The sequence below is a fragment of the Geomonas azotofigens genome, from assembly GCF_018919395.1.
Lineage (GTDB): Bacteria > Desulfobacterota > Desulfuromonadia > Geobacterales > Geobacteraceae > Geomonas > Geomonas azotofigens.
Genome location: NZ_JAHLME010000003.1, coordinates 943,767 through 959,294 on the forward strand (window position 1 = coordinate 943,767; position 15,528 = coordinate 959,294).

15 protein-coding genes are annotated in these 15,528 nt (G+C 59.7%); 5 read left to right on the plus strand and 10 right to left on the minus strand.

Features of this window, described 5'->3' with window-relative positions; genetic code table 11:
- The first annotated feature begins 61 nt into the window (after nucleotides 1–61).
- The 3 genes from KOL99_RS13870 (at nucleotide 62) to KOL99_RS13880 (ending at nucleotide 3,702) form a co-directional block, all read left to right on the plus strand.
- Nucleotides 62–529 carry a DUF2844 domain-containing protein gene (locus KOL99_RS13870; RefSeq protein WP_236026098.1) on the plus strand — a complete coding sequence of 156 codons (468 nt, stop codon included), beginning with the start codon at nucleotides 62–64 and terminating at the stop codon, nucleotides 527–529.
- Nucleotides 516–1,970 (plus strand): DUF3443 family protein, encoded by a 1,455-nt coding sequence (locus KOL99_RS13875; RefSeq protein ID WP_216511044.1) that lies wholly within the window; start codon nucleotides 516–518, stop codon nucleotides 1,968–1,970. Before KOL99_RS13870 ends, KOL99_RS13875 begins: the two co-directional genes overlap by 14 nt.
- 199 nt (nucleotides 1,971–2,169) lie before the next feature.
- Nucleotides 2,170–3,702 carry a S10 family peptidase gene (locus tag KOL99_RS13880; RefSeq protein ID WP_216511045.1) on the plus strand — a complete coding sequence of 511 codons (1,533 nt, stop codon included), beginning with the start codon at nucleotides 2,170–2,172 and terminating at the stop codon, nucleotides 3,700–3,702.
- Between the two features lie 6 nt (nucleotides 3,703–3,708).
- On the opposite strand, the gene KOL99_RS13885 is transcribed toward KOL99_RS13880, so the two are convergent.
- Both KOL99_RS13885 and KOL99_RS13890 read right to left on the minus strand, forming a co-directional pair.
- Complete coding sequence (locus tag KOL99_RS13885; RefSeq protein ID WP_216511046.1) at nucleotides 3,709–4,476, minus strand: DNA/RNA non-specific endonuclease; 768 nt, start codon at nucleotides 4,474–4,476, stop codon at nucleotides 3,709–3,711.
- A gap of 84 nt (nucleotides 4,477–4,560) precedes the next feature.
- Entirely contained in the window at nucleotides 4,561–4,755 is a 195-nt protein-coding gene (locus KOL99_RS13890; protein WP_216511047.1) for a hypothetical protein, read from the minus strand.
- Nucleotides 4,756–5,198: 443 nt separating this feature from the next.
- On the opposite strand from KOL99_RS13890, the gene KOL99_RS13895 reads away from it, so the two are divergent.
- On the plus strand, nucleotides 5,199–5,897 hold the full coding sequence (locus KOL99_RS13895) for a hypothetical protein (RefSeq protein ID WP_216511048.1): 699 nt from the start codon (nucleotides 5,199–5,201) through the stop codon (nucleotides 5,895–5,897).
- Here the strand turns inward: KOL99_RS13895 and KOL99_RS13900 are convergent.
- The 5 genes from KOL99_RS13900 to KOL99_RS13920 all read right to left on the minus strand — a co-directional run bounded on the left by KOL99_RS13900 (nucleotide 5,830) and on the right by KOL99_RS13920 (nucleotide 12,003).
- Nucleotides 5,830–7,833, minus strand: coding sequence for a (Fe-S)-binding protein (locus KOL99_RS13900; RefSeq protein WP_216511049.1), 2,004 nt, complete (start codon nucleotides 7,831–7,833; stop codon nucleotides 5,830–5,832). The two genes, KOL99_RS13895 and KOL99_RS13900, sit on opposite strands and share 68 nt — an antisense overlap.
- A 143-nt stretch (nucleotides 7,834–7,976) precedes the next feature.
- The gene (locus KOL99_RS13905) at nucleotides 7,977–9,290 is read right to left on the minus strand and encodes an electron transfer flavoprotein subunit alpha (RefSeq protein WP_216511050.1); all 1,314 of its coding nucleotides are present in this window, start codon (nucleotides 9,288–9,290) and stop codon (nucleotides 7,977–7,979) included.
- 143 nt (nucleotides 9,291–9,433) lie between these two features.
- The gene (locus KOL99_RS13910) at nucleotides 9,434–10,246 is read right to left on the minus strand and encodes an electron transfer flavoprotein subunit beta/FixA family protein (RefSeq protein WP_216511051.1); all 813 of its coding nucleotides are present in this window, start codon (nucleotides 10,244–10,246) and stop codon (nucleotides 9,434–9,436) included.
- 94 nt (nucleotides 10,247–10,340) lie between these two features.
- Nucleotides 10,341–11,144 carry a GNAT family N-acetyltransferase gene (locus tag KOL99_RS13915; RefSeq protein ID WP_216511052.1) on the minus strand — a complete coding sequence of 268 codons (804 nt, stop codon included), beginning with the start codon at nucleotides 11,142–11,144 and terminating at the stop codon, nucleotides 10,341–10,343.
- Nucleotide 11,145: 1 nt separating this feature from the next.
- Nucleotides 11,146–12,003 carry a radical SAM protein gene (locus tag KOL99_RS13920; RefSeq protein ID WP_216511053.1) on the minus strand — a complete coding sequence of 286 codons (858 nt, stop codon included), beginning with the start codon at nucleotides 12,001–12,003 and terminating at the stop codon, nucleotides 11,146–11,148.
- Nucleotides 12,004–12,504: 501 nt separating this feature from the next.
- On the opposite strand from KOL99_RS13920, the gene draG reads away from it, so the two are divergent.
- Complete coding sequence (gene draG, locus KOL99_RS13925; protein WP_216511054.1) at nucleotides 12,505–13,413, plus strand: ADP-ribosyl-[dinitrogen reductase] hydrolase; 909 nt, start codon at nucleotides 12,505–12,507, stop codon at nucleotides 13,411–13,413.
- Nucleotides 13,414–13,972: 559 nt separating this feature from the next.
- Here the strand turns inward: draG and KOL99_RS13930 are convergent.
- From KOL99_RS13930 to fdxB, 3 genes are all read right to left on the minus strand, one after another.
- Nucleotides 13,973–14,764, minus strand: a complete 792-nt coding sequence (locus tag KOL99_RS13930; RefSeq protein WP_216511055.1) for an NAD(+)--dinitrogen-reductase ADP-D-ribosyltransferase — start codon at nucleotides 14,762–14,764, stop codon at nucleotides 13,973–13,975.
- Nucleotides 14,765–14,829: 65 nt separating this feature from the next.
- Nucleotides 14,830–15,159 carry a NifB/NifX family molybdenum-iron cluster-binding protein gene (locus KOL99_RS13935; RefSeq protein WP_216511056.1) on the minus strand — a complete coding sequence of 110 codons (330 nt, stop codon included), beginning with the start codon at nucleotides 15,157–15,159 and terminating at the stop codon, nucleotides 14,830–14,832.
- Nucleotides 15,160–15,262: 103 nt separating this feature from the next.
- A complete protein-coding gene (gene fdxB / locus KOL99_RS13940) occupies nucleotides 15,263–15,526 on the minus strand; it encodes a ferredoxin III, nif-specific (RefSeq protein ID WP_216499290.1) in 264 nt (87 codons plus the stop codon).
- Nucleotides 15,527–15,528: the final 2 nt, after the last annotated feature.

Below are 15,528 nucleotides of genomic sequence, written 5' to 3' on the forward strand. Positions count from 1 at the left end.
CTAGAATGTCACCTTGTTTCTTGGAAGGACCAAATTCCGAGCGGCACAGGGGACAACGATGATGCTACGACCTTGTCTGATTTCGCTCTGCCTTGCGCTGGCCATCACCTTCCGCTGCGGGGGTGCCCGAGCGACCCTGGGGGAACCGGCCGAGAGCATCACGAGGGACACCAGGAATTTCTCCGGCGTGCTCCTAAAGTCGGCGACGCGGGCCAGGTACCGCGTCCAGTCCATCGCGTCAGGCACAACGGCCACCACGGTGCGGGAGTACGTGGGGCCTTCAGGGGTCGTCTTCGCTGTCGCGTGGAACGGCTTGGTGCATCCTGACCTGCAGGTGTTGCTCGGCAACTATCACCATGACTACCGCAAGGCGCTATCCCACGCCGTGCGCCTGCCTGGGCGCCGGGGAGCGAAGGTGACGACGGACAGGCTGGTGGTGGAAACCTGGGGACACATGCGCAACCTGCAAGGGCGGGCCTACCTTCCCGAACTCCTGCCCGAAGGAGTGAGCCTCGATGAGATCCGTTAAGCTGTCGCTAGCCCTGGCCGTGGTTGCCGTACTCGTCGCGCTGGTGGGGTGCGGCGGCGGAGGGAAAAAGGGGCCAGCCCTCACGTCGATAACGGTAACCCCCACGAATTCAACGCTCTCCGTGGGCACGACCTGGCGCTTCACCGCTACCGGCACCTACTCCGACAACAGCACGCGTGACATCACCAACCTTGTTTCCTGGAGTTCGTCCAGCGAAGCGGTGGCGACCATAAGCAACGCGTCGGGGACCAAGGGATTGATCACCGCGGTCTCGGTGGGGACCGCGACCGTGAGGGCAACCCTGGGCGCCGTGACCGGGACCACCGGCCTCACCACCACGCCCGCTTCGAGCCCCACCGCCAATGTCATGCCCCTCACCGTGAACGGCTCGCTCTGCTCCACTGGAAGTTACCTGAACAAGGCCTGTGTCAGCGTCACCATCTGCAACCCCGACCTCTCCGCCTGCCAGACGGTTAACGACATCCTGCTCGACACCGGCAGTTACGGGCTGAGGGTCTTCCAGCAAGCCATCCCCAGCCTGACCCTGCCCCCGGTGGCAAGCGGTGCAGGTTCACTCACCGGTTGCGTCCAGTTCGCCGACGGCAGTTCCCTGTGGGGGCCGATCAGGACCGCGATGGTGAAACTTGGCAACGAACCGTACGTTTCCGTGCCGATCCAGGTGATTAACTCAAGCTTCGGGTCGCTCCCCCTCCCCTGCTCCAACGCGGATCCCACCCCGGTTTCGTCGGGGTTCGCCGGCATCCTCGGCGTCGGGGTCTTGAAGGAGGACTGCGGCCTTGGCTGTGCCTTCAACGCTGCCAACGGTGTGTATTACAGTTGCAACGGGACCACCTGCGTTGGCGCCTCGGTGCCGCTCACAGACCAGGTGCAAAACCCGGTCGCCGCGCTGCCGGTGGACCACAACGGGCTGATCGTGAGCCTGCCCTCGGTTCCCGTGGGTGGGGTGCCCTCGCTTGATGGATCCGTCATCCTGGGCATCGGCACCAGTACCAACAACACCCTTTCCGGACCGGTTGTGCTCAAGACTGACGCGGCGGGCGACTTCACTACCGTCTACAACGGGGTCACCACGAACGGATTCGCTGATACGGGATCAAATGGTTTGTTCTTCCCGGACACGAACCCGAGCGTCCTCCCGGTATGCCCGTCGCCCAGCACCGACTGGTACTGCCCACCCGTGACCAGGTCGCTTCTGGCCACCAACGTCGGTGCGACGGGCTCACCCTCGTCCGCAGTGAGTTTCAATCTCTCTAATGTCAACACGCTGCTGAGCAGCCCCAACCGGGTTTTCAGCGACATCGGCGGGCCATCGGGTTTCGGATTCGACTGGGGCCTCCCCTTTTTCATGGGTCGCAACGTAGCCTTCGGCATCGAAGACGAGACCTCCGCGCTCGGTACCGGCCCCTACGTCGCCTATTGACGCGAAGACGTAGATGACAGTGAAAAAAGCACCCTGTTCAATCAGCAGGGTGCTTTTTTATCATCCGCGTCCTCGATCGAAACGTATCCTTTTCCTCTCCCCGCACTCCTTGAGTTTGACCTGGTGCGCGCCATCAGATAGTATCCTCAGTGTCATGTCATGTCTGCAATGTAATTCCTAATCGAGGGAGGGATTTCCTTTGTTCAAATCCTCACTGTTTGTTTCTGCATTGCTCTTCGCCTTATGCCAAGTGCCGGCGCTGGCCGCTCCTCCGGTCCCGGATAGCAAGCCGCAAGTTCCTGAACAGCAGGAACCACACGCGAAACCAGCAGGGGGGGCACGTCCGGCGTTCAGCACCCACCAGGCGCGCATAGGCGGCAAGGAGATCTCCTACCAGGCATTGGCCGGCACGCTCCCGGTACAAAACGACGCGGGCGAGACCGAGGCGGAGATCTTCTACGTCTCCTACCGCGTGCAGCAACCCGCCACGGCCAAGTCCCGCCCCCTGCTCTTCGTCTTCAACGGCGGCCCCGGCGCGGCGTCGGTCTGGCTGCACTTGGGCGCGCTGGGACCCAGGCGGGTGCAGATGCTTCCCGACGGGAACATGCCTGCTCCCCCCTTTCATTTGGTCGATAACGCGTCAAGTTGGCTCGATGTCGCCGATCTCGTCTTCGTGGATCCCGTCGGCACCGGCTACAGCCGCGCCGTAAAGCCCGACCTCACCAAGAAATTCGCCGCGGTGCAGGGCGACATCGATTCGCTGGGGCGCTTTATCAGGCTGTACCTTACCCGCAACGCGCGCTGGGACGCTCCCGTGTTCCTGGTCGGCGAGAGCTACGGCACCTTCCGCTCAGCGGGGCTGGCGGAGTACCTGGCCGAGCACGGCGTTGCCCTAAACGGTCTGATTCTCGTTTCCAGCATCCTCAACATGCAGACCGTCTCCTTCGATTACGGCAACGACCTGCCCTACCAACTGTTCCTTCCCAGTTACACGGCGACGGCCTGGTACCACCGAAAGCTCGCACCCGAACTGCAGGCCGACCTGAACCAAACCTTGGCGCAGGCTGAGCAATGGGCGGCAACGGAGTACCTGTGGGCGCTTAACAAGGGGGACCGGCTCACTGCTGCGGAGCGCAAGGCGGTAGCGGAAAAGCTGGCTGGCTTCACGGGGCTTAGGGCGGACCTGGTGCTGAACAGGAACCTACGGGTGGACAACCGGGATTTTGCCAAGGAATTGCTGCGTGGCGAGGGGCGCATGGTCGGCTTGATGGACAGCAGGTTCAACGCCGAGAACCCGGAACCGGGCAGGCATCTCGGTTTCGATGCGACGGTGGCGACCATTCGCCCACCATTCACAAGCGCGGTGAACGCATACCTGCGGGAGGAGCTTGGCTACCAGTCCGATCTCGAGTACTTCGTGCTGGGCGGCGGCATCGGCCGCTGGGACTGGGAGGCGAAGAACGGCTACGCCGATACCGGCGAAAACCTGCGCAACGCGATGGTGAAGAATCCTTACCTGAAGGTGTTGATCGCCTCGGGGCTTTTCGACCTGGCCACCCCGCATTTCGCCACCGACTACACCGTTGCGCACCTGGGGCTTGGGGAGGAACTGCAACGCAACATCTCGGTGAAGCGGTACCGCTCGGGGCACATGATGTACCTGGCGTCAGACTCCCTGGCAGAGCTCAAGAAGGATGCGGCGGACTTCATCAGCGCAACGTTGAAGCGTTAGTAGAAGTTATTGCCAGAGTGAAGGCGGCGTCGGCGTCTCGATCCGGTCCTGCTCCTCCCTGGGGAATGCGGAAAAGAAATCGAGCCCCGTCTGCCGCTCCACCTCGCGCACCGGCACCAGGTACTTCGGCATATCCTCGCTCCGCAGCGGCTGGTTCGGCATGATCAGGGCGAGCGCCTCGTGCCTTGCGGGATCGAGGATGACCTTGTACAAGGCCGATGGCACCGCGACACGGTTGCGGCCGATGGTCTTAAACGCGCCTTTTTCATAGACCGGCCCGCTGTAGATGAAGAGTTCCCCCCGCTTCTCCACCCACTTGCGCACCTTTCCCTCCAATTCCGACCAGATGCCGCGGTTCATCCCCTCGCCCGCCTGAGGTACCATATTGGAGAGGTAGAAGCTCTCCGACATCGCCTGCTCGTCCCACGCCATGTCCGCCGCGGGCGCCATGTGCCCCCGGTCGTAGCCCGAGCCCCTGTAGTCCGAGAGTTCGGCGCGCTGCCCTCTGGGGATGTCGAGGTCCGGGCGGAAGTTGTTGGAACGTTTCAGTTTCACCTTCAAGCGTTCCCTGGTCATCCTCTCGACGACCCAGACCGGCGTCTTCTTCTCGGCATCGTGGCTCAACAGGTACCCCCTTCGGCAGAGCAGATCGCCGCTCACCCCGGGAACACCGTAAGCTGCGAACTCCTGGCACTCCTCGAGAGGACCGCCGAACGCGGGAAGGGTCGACAACAGGAAGAGGAATACGAATGTGATGAGATGGCTACGAGGCATCGGACCGCCGGAAAGTTCCGCCCTAGGCGGGAATCACGCGGCAGTGTAGCAGGTGGAAGCGGTGCCGTGCAACGGTTATGACATTCAGAGGAGGTCCCGCTCTGTCTCCACGTTGTTCAGGTTCAGCTTCCTGTTGATCTCGCGCACGTATTGCGGTTCATCACCGCGGCAGCTGTCCCCTTTGAAATCAAGCAGTAGTTTTAATAGGTAGCAGAAAAGCCCGAGTCCCAAGCAGGGAAGCACTCCCCCCAACACCAGCATAACCCCTGAATATCCCACGTCGGCCTCCTTCGCAAGAATGTTCAGAACTGCAGCGGGAACAAATAATATATTAACTAGCGTTAATGTCAAGGGGCCCGGGCTTTAATGTTGGCGGATGAAGCGGTGGTGAATGCGAACGGGAGGGATTGCGGGCATTTCTGAAAAAAATAACGTTAAAATGTTTACACAAGGCAAATCTCGTTTATCATCACATAGTGAAGCCGGCCTAACGCTCACCACGCGAGGTACCACTGACAATGCACGAGGGATTCCACTCCGAACACAGCCAAAGGACTGCCGCACAGACTTTCCATCGGACCGGTATGACCGAGCAGATCGCAGAGGTTAAGGCAAAGCTGGTTCACAATGTCAGACGCAACTCGAAGAGGTATGGCGCGTTAACCTCGTCGCGTATTCTAACCGTACTTGCCAAAGGACTGCCGGGAGAACTGCAACACGGGGTGCTGGAAGCAATCTCAGCAGGCGCCCTCGCCAGTGACATACGGACCCTGGTAACCCCGTCGGGACAGTTATTTCTCTATTCCCAGGACTACATGAGCAGTGACGATGCCGCCGCCAAGGGGAAGCTGGAAGAAGTGAAGCATGCCATGGCGGGGAAAATCCGCAGAGATTCCAGGGTGCTGACCGCCCTCACCCCGCTGAACAGCATGTTCGCGCTGTGCCCAGACATCAAGCCGGTAAAGATCTGTTCCCTGCTCAACGAGATGCAGGGTCAGGTTCAATACTGGGACATCAAGACCGTTTCCGCCTTCAGCGGCGAGCTTTACCTCTATTGCGACGCCCACATCACCGAGAAATACGCCGTGCTGCTGGTTCGCTCAGCCGTTACCGACGCCTGCAGCACCATCGTGGACACCGTACGGGAGGAATCACGCATCTATCCCAGGCCCACCAGGGTAAGCCTTTTTACCAGCCACGTTTACGGCATTCCTGCCGCCACCCTCCAGCCCTGCATCGTCCGGGTCCTCAACTCACCGCAATACGCCGATATCCGCAAGCTGGTGCACCCGGAAACCGAGGCGGAGTACCTCTATTCCACCCTGCACATGAACGAGGAACAGGCCTACTCGCTTATGAAGTGGATGGAGGAAGAAGGGACGGCTGAAGGGAGAGCGCTACCACCTCCGCGATGTCCCTGACCTGGGTGGTGCTCCCGGGCACCTCCTTGATACCGTCCTCGAACATGGTCATGCAGAAGGGGCAGCTGACGCAAACGGTCTCAGGTTGTTGCGCCAGCGCCTCCTGCACCCGGTTGCGGTTGATCGGGGTCCCTTCGTGCTCCTCGAGCCACATGCGCCCGCCCCCCGCACCGCAGCAGAAGGCGTTTTCGCGGCTACGCCCCATCTCCAGGACATCCTGCCCGGTAACCATCCTCAGTACCTCGCGCGGGGCTTCATAGACGTCGTTGTGCCGCCCCAGGTAACAGGAATCGTGAAACACGACCCGCCCCGGTTCCGCACTGCCGGAGGTCTCAAGCCTCCCTGCCTTGATGAGGTCGCTGATCAGCTCACTGTGGTGAATCACCTCCAGTTCCAGGCCGTACTGGCGGTAGTCGTTCTTCAGCGTCGTGAAGCAGTGCGGGCACTGGGTAATCACCTTGGTGACGCCCTTGGCCAGGAACTGCCGCACGCTCTCGTTGGCCATCTGGTCGAACAGGTATTCATTGCCCAGGCGCCGTACGCTGTCGCCGCAACACCTCTCCTCCTTGCCCAATACCCCGTAGGAAACGCCCGCGGCGTCCAGCACGCGGGTCAGGGCTATGGAAACCTGCTTGTTGCGCGCATCGAAGGCGCCGGAGCAGCCGACAAAGAGCAGGTATTCGGTCACCCCCGCCTCGAAGGGGCGCAGACTTAACAGTGAGCTCCACTTGCTCCGTTCCGACGGCGCCATACCCCAGGGGTTGGAGCGCTGTTCCATGTTTTCGAAGAGATTCAGAAGCTCCTCGGGGAAACGGGCTTCCATCTGCACCAGGTAGCGCCGCATCTTGACGATCTTGGGGAGATGCTCGATGAAAACCGGGCAGACCTCCATGCAGGCGCCGCACGAGGTGCAACTCCACAGGGCGGCCTCCCTGGTATTCCCCCTGTCCCCGTTGCCGATCAAGGAAATCTCGCGCTCCGCCTCGACATCCCCGGAAAGCTTTTCCATGACAGCGCCGTTTTGAAGCAGGTTCTCCTTGATGGCGTGAATGACCTCGCGCGGGTTGAGGGCCTTGCCGGTGCCGGCAGCGGGACAGGATTGCTGGCAGCGACCGCACTCGGTACAGGAAAAGGAATCGAGCAGGTCTTTCCAGGAAAGCCCCTCCACGGTGGCCGCTCCAAAGCTGTTTCCTTCCTGGAAGGTCTCGCGCTCTTGGGTATTGCACTTCTCCATGTTGCGCAAGAATACGTTGGGTATGGCGGTAAGTATGTGCATATGTTTGCTGTAGGGGAGGAAGTTCATGAAACCAAGCAGAACAATGGCGTGGATCCACCAGAAGACGTTGCCCGCCGTCTCCAGGTGTGCCGCGGCGGGTGTCGTCCGGATCAGGCCGGCAACCAGGTTCGACACCGGTGGGGCGGATGTCGACGGCAGGATCCCCTGGGCTATGCGCACACCGTTCAGCCCGAAGTAGGCCAGCATCAGGGTGCCGATCATCGCGAGGATGAAATAGGCCTCGAAGGTGCGGGCACCAGCGAAGGGCGGGTTGATCGTGCGGCGCAGCGCCGCGATTGACACCGCCACCAGGGTTGCCAGCGAGCAGATGTCGCAGAGGAACAGGAGCGCGCCGTGCAAGGGCGCCGGGAGTTGCTCGAATGAGATCATCGGAAATAGGCCGCTGACCAGGAATTCCAGGTTAGCCAGCGCCAGCACCAAAAAGGCCCAGAAGATGACGCCATGGTTCAGGCCGAAGGGGCGGCTTACCACCCTCTTCTGCCCGAACGCGTACACCAGCATACCTTTGAGACGGTCGACGGGTCGGTCGAAGCGGCACTCGTTCGTGCCTACGCTGACCAGAGCCAGTTTCCGGTAACAGCTGAAGGTAAAAACCGAGAGTGACAGAGTCAATATTGCGAAGAATAGTGTATGTTCCATAGGTGCTCCATAGAATCGAGACTGAAAGCAGATGGTCAAATCCCGCAGTCCTCACTTCGCAAAGGGGAGAACTTTGGTTCACGTGCGTGGGATGTGGCGGCGTCTTCCGTGGGAAGGGCTTCGCCCAACAGACGGGGAAGCTTTTAGGCAGCAGCGCGCTCCTTCATCTCCCGCACCCGCGCGGTGAGTGCCGGGATGACCTGGAACAGGTCCCCCACGATGCCGAAGGTTGCCACCTCGAAGATGGGCGCCTCGGGGTCGCGGTTGATGGCGATTATCACGTCGGAATCCTGCATCCCCACCAGGTGCTGTATGGCGCCCGAGATACCGCAGGCGATGTAGATCTTGGGTCGCACCGTTTTTCCGGTCTGTCCGACCTGCCGATCCTGCGGCAGCCAGCCAGCATCCACGGCGCTGCGCGACCCGCCGACAACACCTCCCAACTCCTCGGCAAGTTCCTCCAACATGGCGAAATTATCCTTGGCCATGAGCCCACGGCCGCCCGAGACGATGAATTCGGCCCCGGCAACATCGACCTTGTCCTTCGCGCCCTTTTCGGTGATCACCTCCAGTACGCGAGTGAAGATGGACGATTCCGAAATCGGGCAATGCTCATGGATAACCGCACCGGTCCTGCCGTGTTTCTGCTGCGGCATGGGCATCACGTGCGGGCGCACCGTCGCCATCTGTGGGCGGAAGCGGTCGCACATGATGGTGGCCATTATGTTGCCGCCAAATGCGGGGCGTGTCTGCATGAGGTTTCCCTTGGCGTCGATGCCGAGGCCGGTGCAGTCCGCGGTGAGGCCGGTCTTGACCCTGGTCGCGACCGCGCCTGCCAAATCGCGCCCCATACCCGTCGCTCCCATCAGCACCACCTCCGGCTTGTGCTTGTCGATCAGGTGGCACATCGCCTCAAGGAACGGTTCGGTTCGATACTGACGGAATACCGGGGCGTTGACCAGGTAAGCCCGATCCGCGCCGTAGCTGAAGGCGAGGTCCGCGAGGTGCTCGACCCCGCTCCCGATGATGACCGCCGACAATGGCACCCCCAGCTGGTCGGCAAGCTCGCGCCCCACGCCGGTCAGCTCCCAGGAAACCTTGGCCGCCTCGCCGTCATTGTGTTCGATGAAGACCCAGACACCCTTGTACGCCGCGGTCCTGCGGCGGCGCTCCAGTTCTTCCTCGTCCACCTCTTCGCCGCCGTGCATCTCGAAACTGGCGATGATGGCGAGTTCCTCCGGGGTGTAGAACATCTCAAGAGCGCCCGCCGGGCAGACTTTGACGCATTTTACACAGCCGATGCATTTTTGCGCCTCGATGATCGGTTCGCCCTGCTCGCTCATCTCCACGCCGTTCACCGGGCAGACGCTTTGGCAGCGCGCGCCGCAGGCAATGCACTTGACAGCTATGACCCGGGCCTTGCCGCGGGGTTTCTTTTGTTTCTGTGGTTCAGTCATGGGCTACCTTCTCTTGTCCTGTGATGTCCTGTAGGGGCGAATAATCATTCGCCCTGTTCTTCCTCCCTCGTCCTTCAGGAGAGGGTTGGGGTTAGGGCGTTTGTGGCGGCGTGGGCGAATAATTATTCGCCCCTACAGCTCACTTAAACTGCCAGCATGTCGCTGTCGATCAACCGGTCGAGCAGCATGCTTGCGGCACCCGCCGGGTCGTTCATGCCGTCGCCGATAATCTCCCCTTCCTTGCGCTCCGGGGAGAAGATGCGGCTCACCCAGGTCGGTGACCCTTTCAAGCCGACGCTGTTCACATCCAACTGCAGTTGCTCATTGCTCCAGCACTCCACCTGCGCCTTCGCTGAGGAGAGCCGCATGGGCACCGTCGGGTAGCGCGGCCGGTTCAGTTCGCGCACCACGGTGATCATCGCGGGGAGCCGCGCCTCGACAATCTCGTAGCGACCCTCCAGCTTGCGTCGCACCACGATAGTCTTTTGCACCAGGTCGATCTTTTCGATCCGGTCCACCAGCGTCAACTGGGAGTACCCCAGGCGAACCGCAATCCCCGGTCCCACCTGCGCGGTGTCGCCGTCTATGGTCTGCTTGCCGCAGAATACGATCCCCACCTCTTCCTGTTCGCCCAGCTTTTTGATGGCAGCCGCAATAACGTTACTGGTAGAAAGGGTGTCGGCGCCGCCGAAAACGCGGTCGGAAAGGAGGATGCTGCGGTCGACCCCTAAGGCCAGAGCTTTCCTGAGCGTAGCCTCGGCGTTGGGTGGCCCCATGGAAAGGGCAACGGCCTTGAAGCCATGGCTGTCCTTTAGACGTAAGCTTTCTTCCAACGCGTGGCTGTCATAGGGGTTGATGATGAACGGTATGCCGTCCCTGATGAGAGTGTTGGTGACGGGATCTATCTGTACTTGTGTGGTGTCCGGAACCTGCTTGATGCAGGCAATGACTAACATGGGGTCACTCCTTGTCGCGACTCTCTGAATTTGGTGCATTTACTTACCGGCGTATTGTTTTACCGGAGTATCTTGCTGCCTTGATCTCGCCTGCTTATCCCATACTCCCCATGCTGGCGAGGGCAAATACCTTCTGTGGTGCATATTTAGGCCGCGCGCCAAAGTACATGAGGGTGTTGCTCCCCTTGATGGAAAACCCTTTGCGGGTGAGTAACGCTGCAGCCGTCAGGTTGCCTGCGGGGACGTCGAGGAACACGGATCTGGCCGCCACAGCGAGGGCCTCATCAAGCAGCGCCGCCGCCTGCCCTTCGAAAAGTGCGCCCCATGGGCCGAGTTGCGTACCATGCGGCCATTGCTGCAGGCAGACGAACGAGTTGTTGCCGCAGATGACTTGACCCCGGCCGAAGGTTACCTGCAAGAGCGCACCACGATGGTCGCCCCACCCGGCGCTGTCCACCTGGGTGATCATTTCCCAATGGCAAGGGGCGGAACGACACTGATCCAGAGCACCACTCCCCTCACCCGCCCAACGGTTGATGCTGTCGATAGGCACAAAGCCGAGTTTCCTGTATAGCTCGACCCCCTTCGCCGAAGCCGTCAGCCAAACAGTTTCCACACCCGCATCGACCAGCGCGTGCAAAGCTCCCTGCATCAACTCTGTGCCGATACCACCCCTGCGCGCATCGGGGGAGACCAGGAGGTTTCCGATCCAGCCGCTTTTGTCGTGGCGTAGCGAGGTGATGTACCCCAACGTCTCGCCGCCGGCGCGCTGCACCAGACAGCCTTGTGGGAAAGTCCGCAGCAGGAAGTCCATCTCCCATTGCCCGCAGACCCACCCCTCCTCCAGGGCCAGCCTGAGGAACGGGTTAACGTCGGAGCTGACAAACGGGGTCGGCATGTCAGTCAACCGTTGCAACCGCGAGTTGCAGATTCTCGCCGATCAGTCCAACCGCGTCGGCGCGGCACTGCTTGCAATGCTTGAATTGCCCTATCGTCTTCTCGTTGTCGCGGCGCAACGCGTCCAGGCACTCCGCCGAGGGGGGCGCGATGTGGGCGAAGTCCGCCTGCGGGATGAGCGGCATGATGTTCATCACGAATGCGCCCAACTCCTTGACCTGTTTCGAGATGAGCGGTATCTGGGCGTCGTTGACTCCGGGGATCAGCACGGTGTTGATTTTTATGGTCATCCCCAGTTCCGCCGCCATGCGGATCCCTTCCAGCTGGTTGCGCACCAGGATCTCCCCCGCCTCGGTGCCGCTGTAGGTCGTGCCCCGATAGTGCACGTAGGAGTAGATTTTTCCGCCGATGACCGGGTCGAGCGTGTTCAGTGTCACGGTCAGGCTATGCAGCCCAAGCGCCTTGAGGATCGGCATCTTGTCCGGCAAAAGGAGGCCGTTGGTGCTCATGCACTTGATCAGTTCCGGAAACTCCTGGTCCACCAACTGGAAGGTCTCGAAGGTCTCGTCGTTGAAGAGGGGATCGCCGGGGCCTGCAATGCCGATGACCTTGATGATGGGACCGGTGACCGGGCTTGCCATAACCTCCCGCACCCTGATGATCGCCTCCTCTGGCGAAAGCAACCGACTGGTCACGCCCGGCCGCGACTCGTTGGCGCAATCGTGGCGCCTGGTGCAGTAGCCGCACTTGATGTTGCACCTCGGGGCCACCGCCAGATGCATCCTGCCGTTTTTGTGGTGGTTGCCACCGAAGCAGGGATGCCCCTGGATCTTCTTCATCTTCTCGCACGAGGTTGCCATGGTATCCTCCTTGACCCGTTCAGGCCTGGCCTGAAAAAGAAAATGCCCGGTCGGAGATCTATCCGCCGGGCATCGTTGCCGTCACTGTCAGATACTTCGTTGTACCTTTGCCACCTATGAGCATTTAGCGTGCCATAGACATGGTACGGTGCTGTCTACGATATTGTGGGGCAGTACCGGCTGATAGCTGCCTGGAGAAAGCATGGATGGAAAAGTATGCAGAATAGGCTGGTTAGGGGAGTATCGCTGTTTTAACGGGTGGGCTGTTCGCACTACAGAGGAAACGACATAAGCGCTGCTGGCTCGCCTGTTACTTTTAATGATTTTTCTGCCTCACGCCACCGGCTCTCGTCTATTTTTTGGGCATTGCCTAACGTCGCGGCAGCCCCCCCAACATCTTCGGGTCTGGTGTTCACACTGCAAAGGCCGGCGAACCAAGCGTTCCTGTGAGGCTCATCGAATCGTCCGGAACAACGGATTGGATATTGCAGCATCGTGGCTATGCCCAGTCCATCCGCACATAGAGACGTTATCAGTCGGGCCCGGGGAGCCTTCCTCGGCCTCGCGGCTGGCGATGCGCTTGGGGCTCCGGTCGAGTTCATGACCCGCGGCGAGATAAAGGACAAGTACGGTGTCCTGAAGGAGATGGTCGGAGGCGGCTGGCTCAGGTTGAAACCCGGGCAGGTCACCGATGATACCGAGATGTCTCTTTGCCTGGCGCGGGCAACCGTCGGGGCGGGGGGATGGAACCTGAAGGCGGCGGCTGAGCACCTCGCGGGATGGCTTAAGTCAAAGCCCATCGACGTCGGTGACACCTGCCGGCGCGGCATCAGGAATTATATGCTGCACGGGATGTTGGAGACTCCCCCCAACGAATGGGACGGCGGCAACGGTGCCGCCATGCGGACGCTGCCCGTCGCTCTCTGCACCGTTGGCGACGATCTGTTACTGGAGCGCTTGACTCTCGAACAGGCCCATCTAACCCACAACCATCCCTACTCCGATGCGGCCTCCATATACCTTGGTCGACTGCTGCATTTGGCGCTTACAGGGCGCTCCATGCTGCAACTGCGCAGGGAGGCGGACCAACTCATCTCCCTGCACCCTTCCTTTTCATTTGATCCGTACAAAGGCCTGGCCACGGGCTACGTGGTGGACACCATGCAAACCGTCTTTCACTGTTTCTTCCGGTCGCGCTCTTTTGAAGGGTGCGTCATCGAGACCGTCAACCAGGGTGGCGATGCGGACACGACTGGCGCCATAGCAGGCGCCCTTGCTGGTGCCTATTATGGAGAAGAGGGCATACCAGTCCGATGGAGGAAAAAACTGGCAAAGGAGATGGCTGCCGAGGTCTCAGATCTTGCCGAACGCTTGGTCCGCTTGTCGCCTTTGTTGCAGGATGGACGGTGACCACGGAGAGCGCAGAGACGGATCGTGTGCCCGGTCAGATAACACGTCTATCGCGGTCGACAACTTGTTTATCGCGATAGATAACTTCTCTACCGGGATTTATAACTTATATATCGCTCTTCAGAAGTTGTGAATCGCTGTTTAGAAGTTATGAACAGCCCTCCAGAAGTTGTAACTCGCTCTCCAGAAGTTGTAACTCGCTCTTCAGAAGTTCTGAACCGCTCTGCAGAAGTTCTGAACCGCTCTTCAGAAGTTATGAATCGCTCTTTAGAAGTTATGAATCGGTCTCCAGAAGATGTAACTCGCTCTCCATAAGTTATGAATAGCTCTTCAGAAGTTATGAATCGGTCTCCAGAAGATGTAAATCGCGGTCAATAAAACCTGAATCGCGATTGAGATGTTGTGACTCGCGGTTGATAACTTCTGAATCGCGATACATAACTTATGTGCAGGAATTGATGATTTTTACTGCCGCGATTAATGAATCGTCAGTCGCCAATGATGACCTATCACTCGCGACAGACGAGTCGGGCTGTCCTATCGGTGAGTTGGAACGAACCTAAACCGTGCACATGAGCCGCTTGACCCGGTACTCTCCGCCGATTACGAGGCATTCTCCCTCACCCTTCAGGATGGAGTTGGGCAACAGCTCGCTGTAGAAGAACACCTTCGCCAGTGGAACTTGCACCTGCCACACGACGAAGCCGAACTCCCAGGCGCGCTCCTCGTCCGTCGTGAACGAGTTGAGGTTGTTGAGGCGCACGATCTCCTCCCGCTTCGATATGGTCTCCAGGACATCATATTCGGAACGGTCGAAGGTGCCGCGGTACAGGGTGAGGTGCTTCCGGTCGGGGTACCTCTTGGTAAGCTCGTACTGGGAGTATTCGTAGAGGAGGTCGAGTTGGGAATTGATCGCCGAAGTGCGGGCGCTCCCCTTGGTACGGTCCACCGCGTATTGAAGGTAATTTTCGTCGTGGATTCCCGTGATGCGCACGTTGTGAAAGGTGGGCGCCAGCCCCATCCTGCTCTCGACCCACCCCTTCAGCACCGCCCCCTCCACCGAGTTCGAGTCCATCATCCAGCCCCGTAGAAAACGCAGGTAGCTGTTTTTGAGACTCTTGCGGGCGGTAGCGGTTTCCTGCTGCCATTGGTGCAACTGGAACTTGACGGACATGTAGTCGTTAAAGACCGAGGCGCGTTCCTCATGCGACGCGATGCCGTCCAGTTTTTCGAACAGGAACCGGTTCACGGCACGCACGCCCTGGATCTCCAAGAGCTGTGGGTTGTCGTTGAAATGGCGGGAAGCGATGACCCAAGGTGGGAGGTTGCAGTGGTTGAATGAATTCTCCATTGAATCACCACTAAATCAGATTGAGATTAAGACTCAGATTGAGAGAAAAAATGCACGGCCAGCATCTACAGTACCTTGGCGAGATCCTTCAAGATCGGCTCGATCTCGCCTTCGACTACATACGGTTCTACCCCCAGACGGTCGAGTTCCATCCTCGGAGCTTCCCCGATCATCGAACAGACCACAGCACGGCAGCCTGTGAGGGCGTCGGCGGTGTCTTTGAGCGTGTGGGCGCGCAGCGGATGGTCCGGATCGAAACGGCAGTATTTCTCCACAGGCCGCTCCTCCAGGAAGGTCACCTCATCGTCCTCCACCCGGTAGATAAGAAAACGCTCGACGTGCCCGAAGTGCTGGTTGACCTCTTTGCCATCTTTGGATGCTACAGCGAAAAGCATGGTAAACCTCCATCAAACTCCCCCCTCACCTTGCGGGAGGGAGGAGTCCGCGCGCAATTTTCCCGATACCCCGGAACGAACCAAGGGAATGGAGTTACGGTTCTTACGCCTCTATCGGGGCAAAGCTGAAGCACTTCTTGGAGCAGGTCCGGCCGCAGGCACCGCAGCCGATACAGTTGCCGGGATTCTCCACCTTCATAAACATCTTCGCCGAATCGTCCTCGTCTACCTCTTCAAAGCTCAGCACGTCGTGGGCACAGACCTTGTAGCAGCGGCCGCAGCCTATGCAGGTCTCGTCGTCAATGGCGACGATGAATTCGGGGGTCCACTCTTTCTTGCTCTTGGTCAAGCCTGTGATGTAAGCCATGA

Coding starts and splice junctions, on each gene's coding strand:
- KOL99_RS13900 (WP_216511049.1), bottom strand. CDS start 7,833: ATGGAACATACACTATTCTTCGCAATATTGACTCTGTCACTCTCGGTT.
- draG (WP_216511054.1), top strand. CDS start 12,505: ATGCCCAGTCCATCCGCACATAGAGACGTTATCAGTCGGGCCCGGGGA.
- KOL99_RS13910 (WP_216511051.1), bottom strand. CDS start 10,246: ATGTTAGTCATTGCCTGCATCAAGCAGGTTCCGGACACCACACAAGTA.
- KOL99_RS13930 (WP_216511055.1), bottom strand. CDS start 14,764: ATGGAGAATTCATTCAACCACTGCAACCTCCCACCTTGGGTCATCGCT.
- KOL99_RS13870 (WP_236026098.1), top strand. CDS start 62: ATGCTACGACCTTGTCTGATTTCGCTCTGCCTTGCGCTGGCCATCACC.
- KOL99_RS13875 (WP_216511044.1), top strand. CDS start 516: ATGAGATCCGTTAAGCTGTCGCTAGCCCTGGCCGTGGTTGCCGTACTC.
- KOL99_RS13920 (WP_216511053.1), bottom strand. CDS start 12,003: ATGGCAACCTCGTGCGAGAAGATGAAGAAGATCCAGGGGCATCCCTGC.
- fdxB (WP_216499290.1), bottom strand. CDS start 15,526: ATGGCTTACATCACAGGCTTGACCAAGAGCAAGAAAGAGTGGACCCCC.
- KOL99_RS13905 (WP_216511050.1), bottom strand. CDS start 9,290: ATGACTGAACCACAGAAACAAAAGAAACCCCGCGGCAAGGCCCGGGTC.
- KOL99_RS13885 (WP_216511046.1), bottom strand. CDS start 4,476: ATGCCTCGTAGCCATCTCATCACATTCGTATTCCTCTTCCTGTTGTCG.
- KOL99_RS13915 (WP_216511052.1), bottom strand. CDS start 11,144: ATGCCGACCCCGTTTGTCAGCTCCGACGTTAACCCGTTCCTCAGGCTG.
- KOL99_RS13935 (WP_216511056.1), bottom strand. CDS start 15,159: ATGCTTTTCGCTGTAGCATCCAAAGATGGCAAAGAGGTCAACCAGCAC.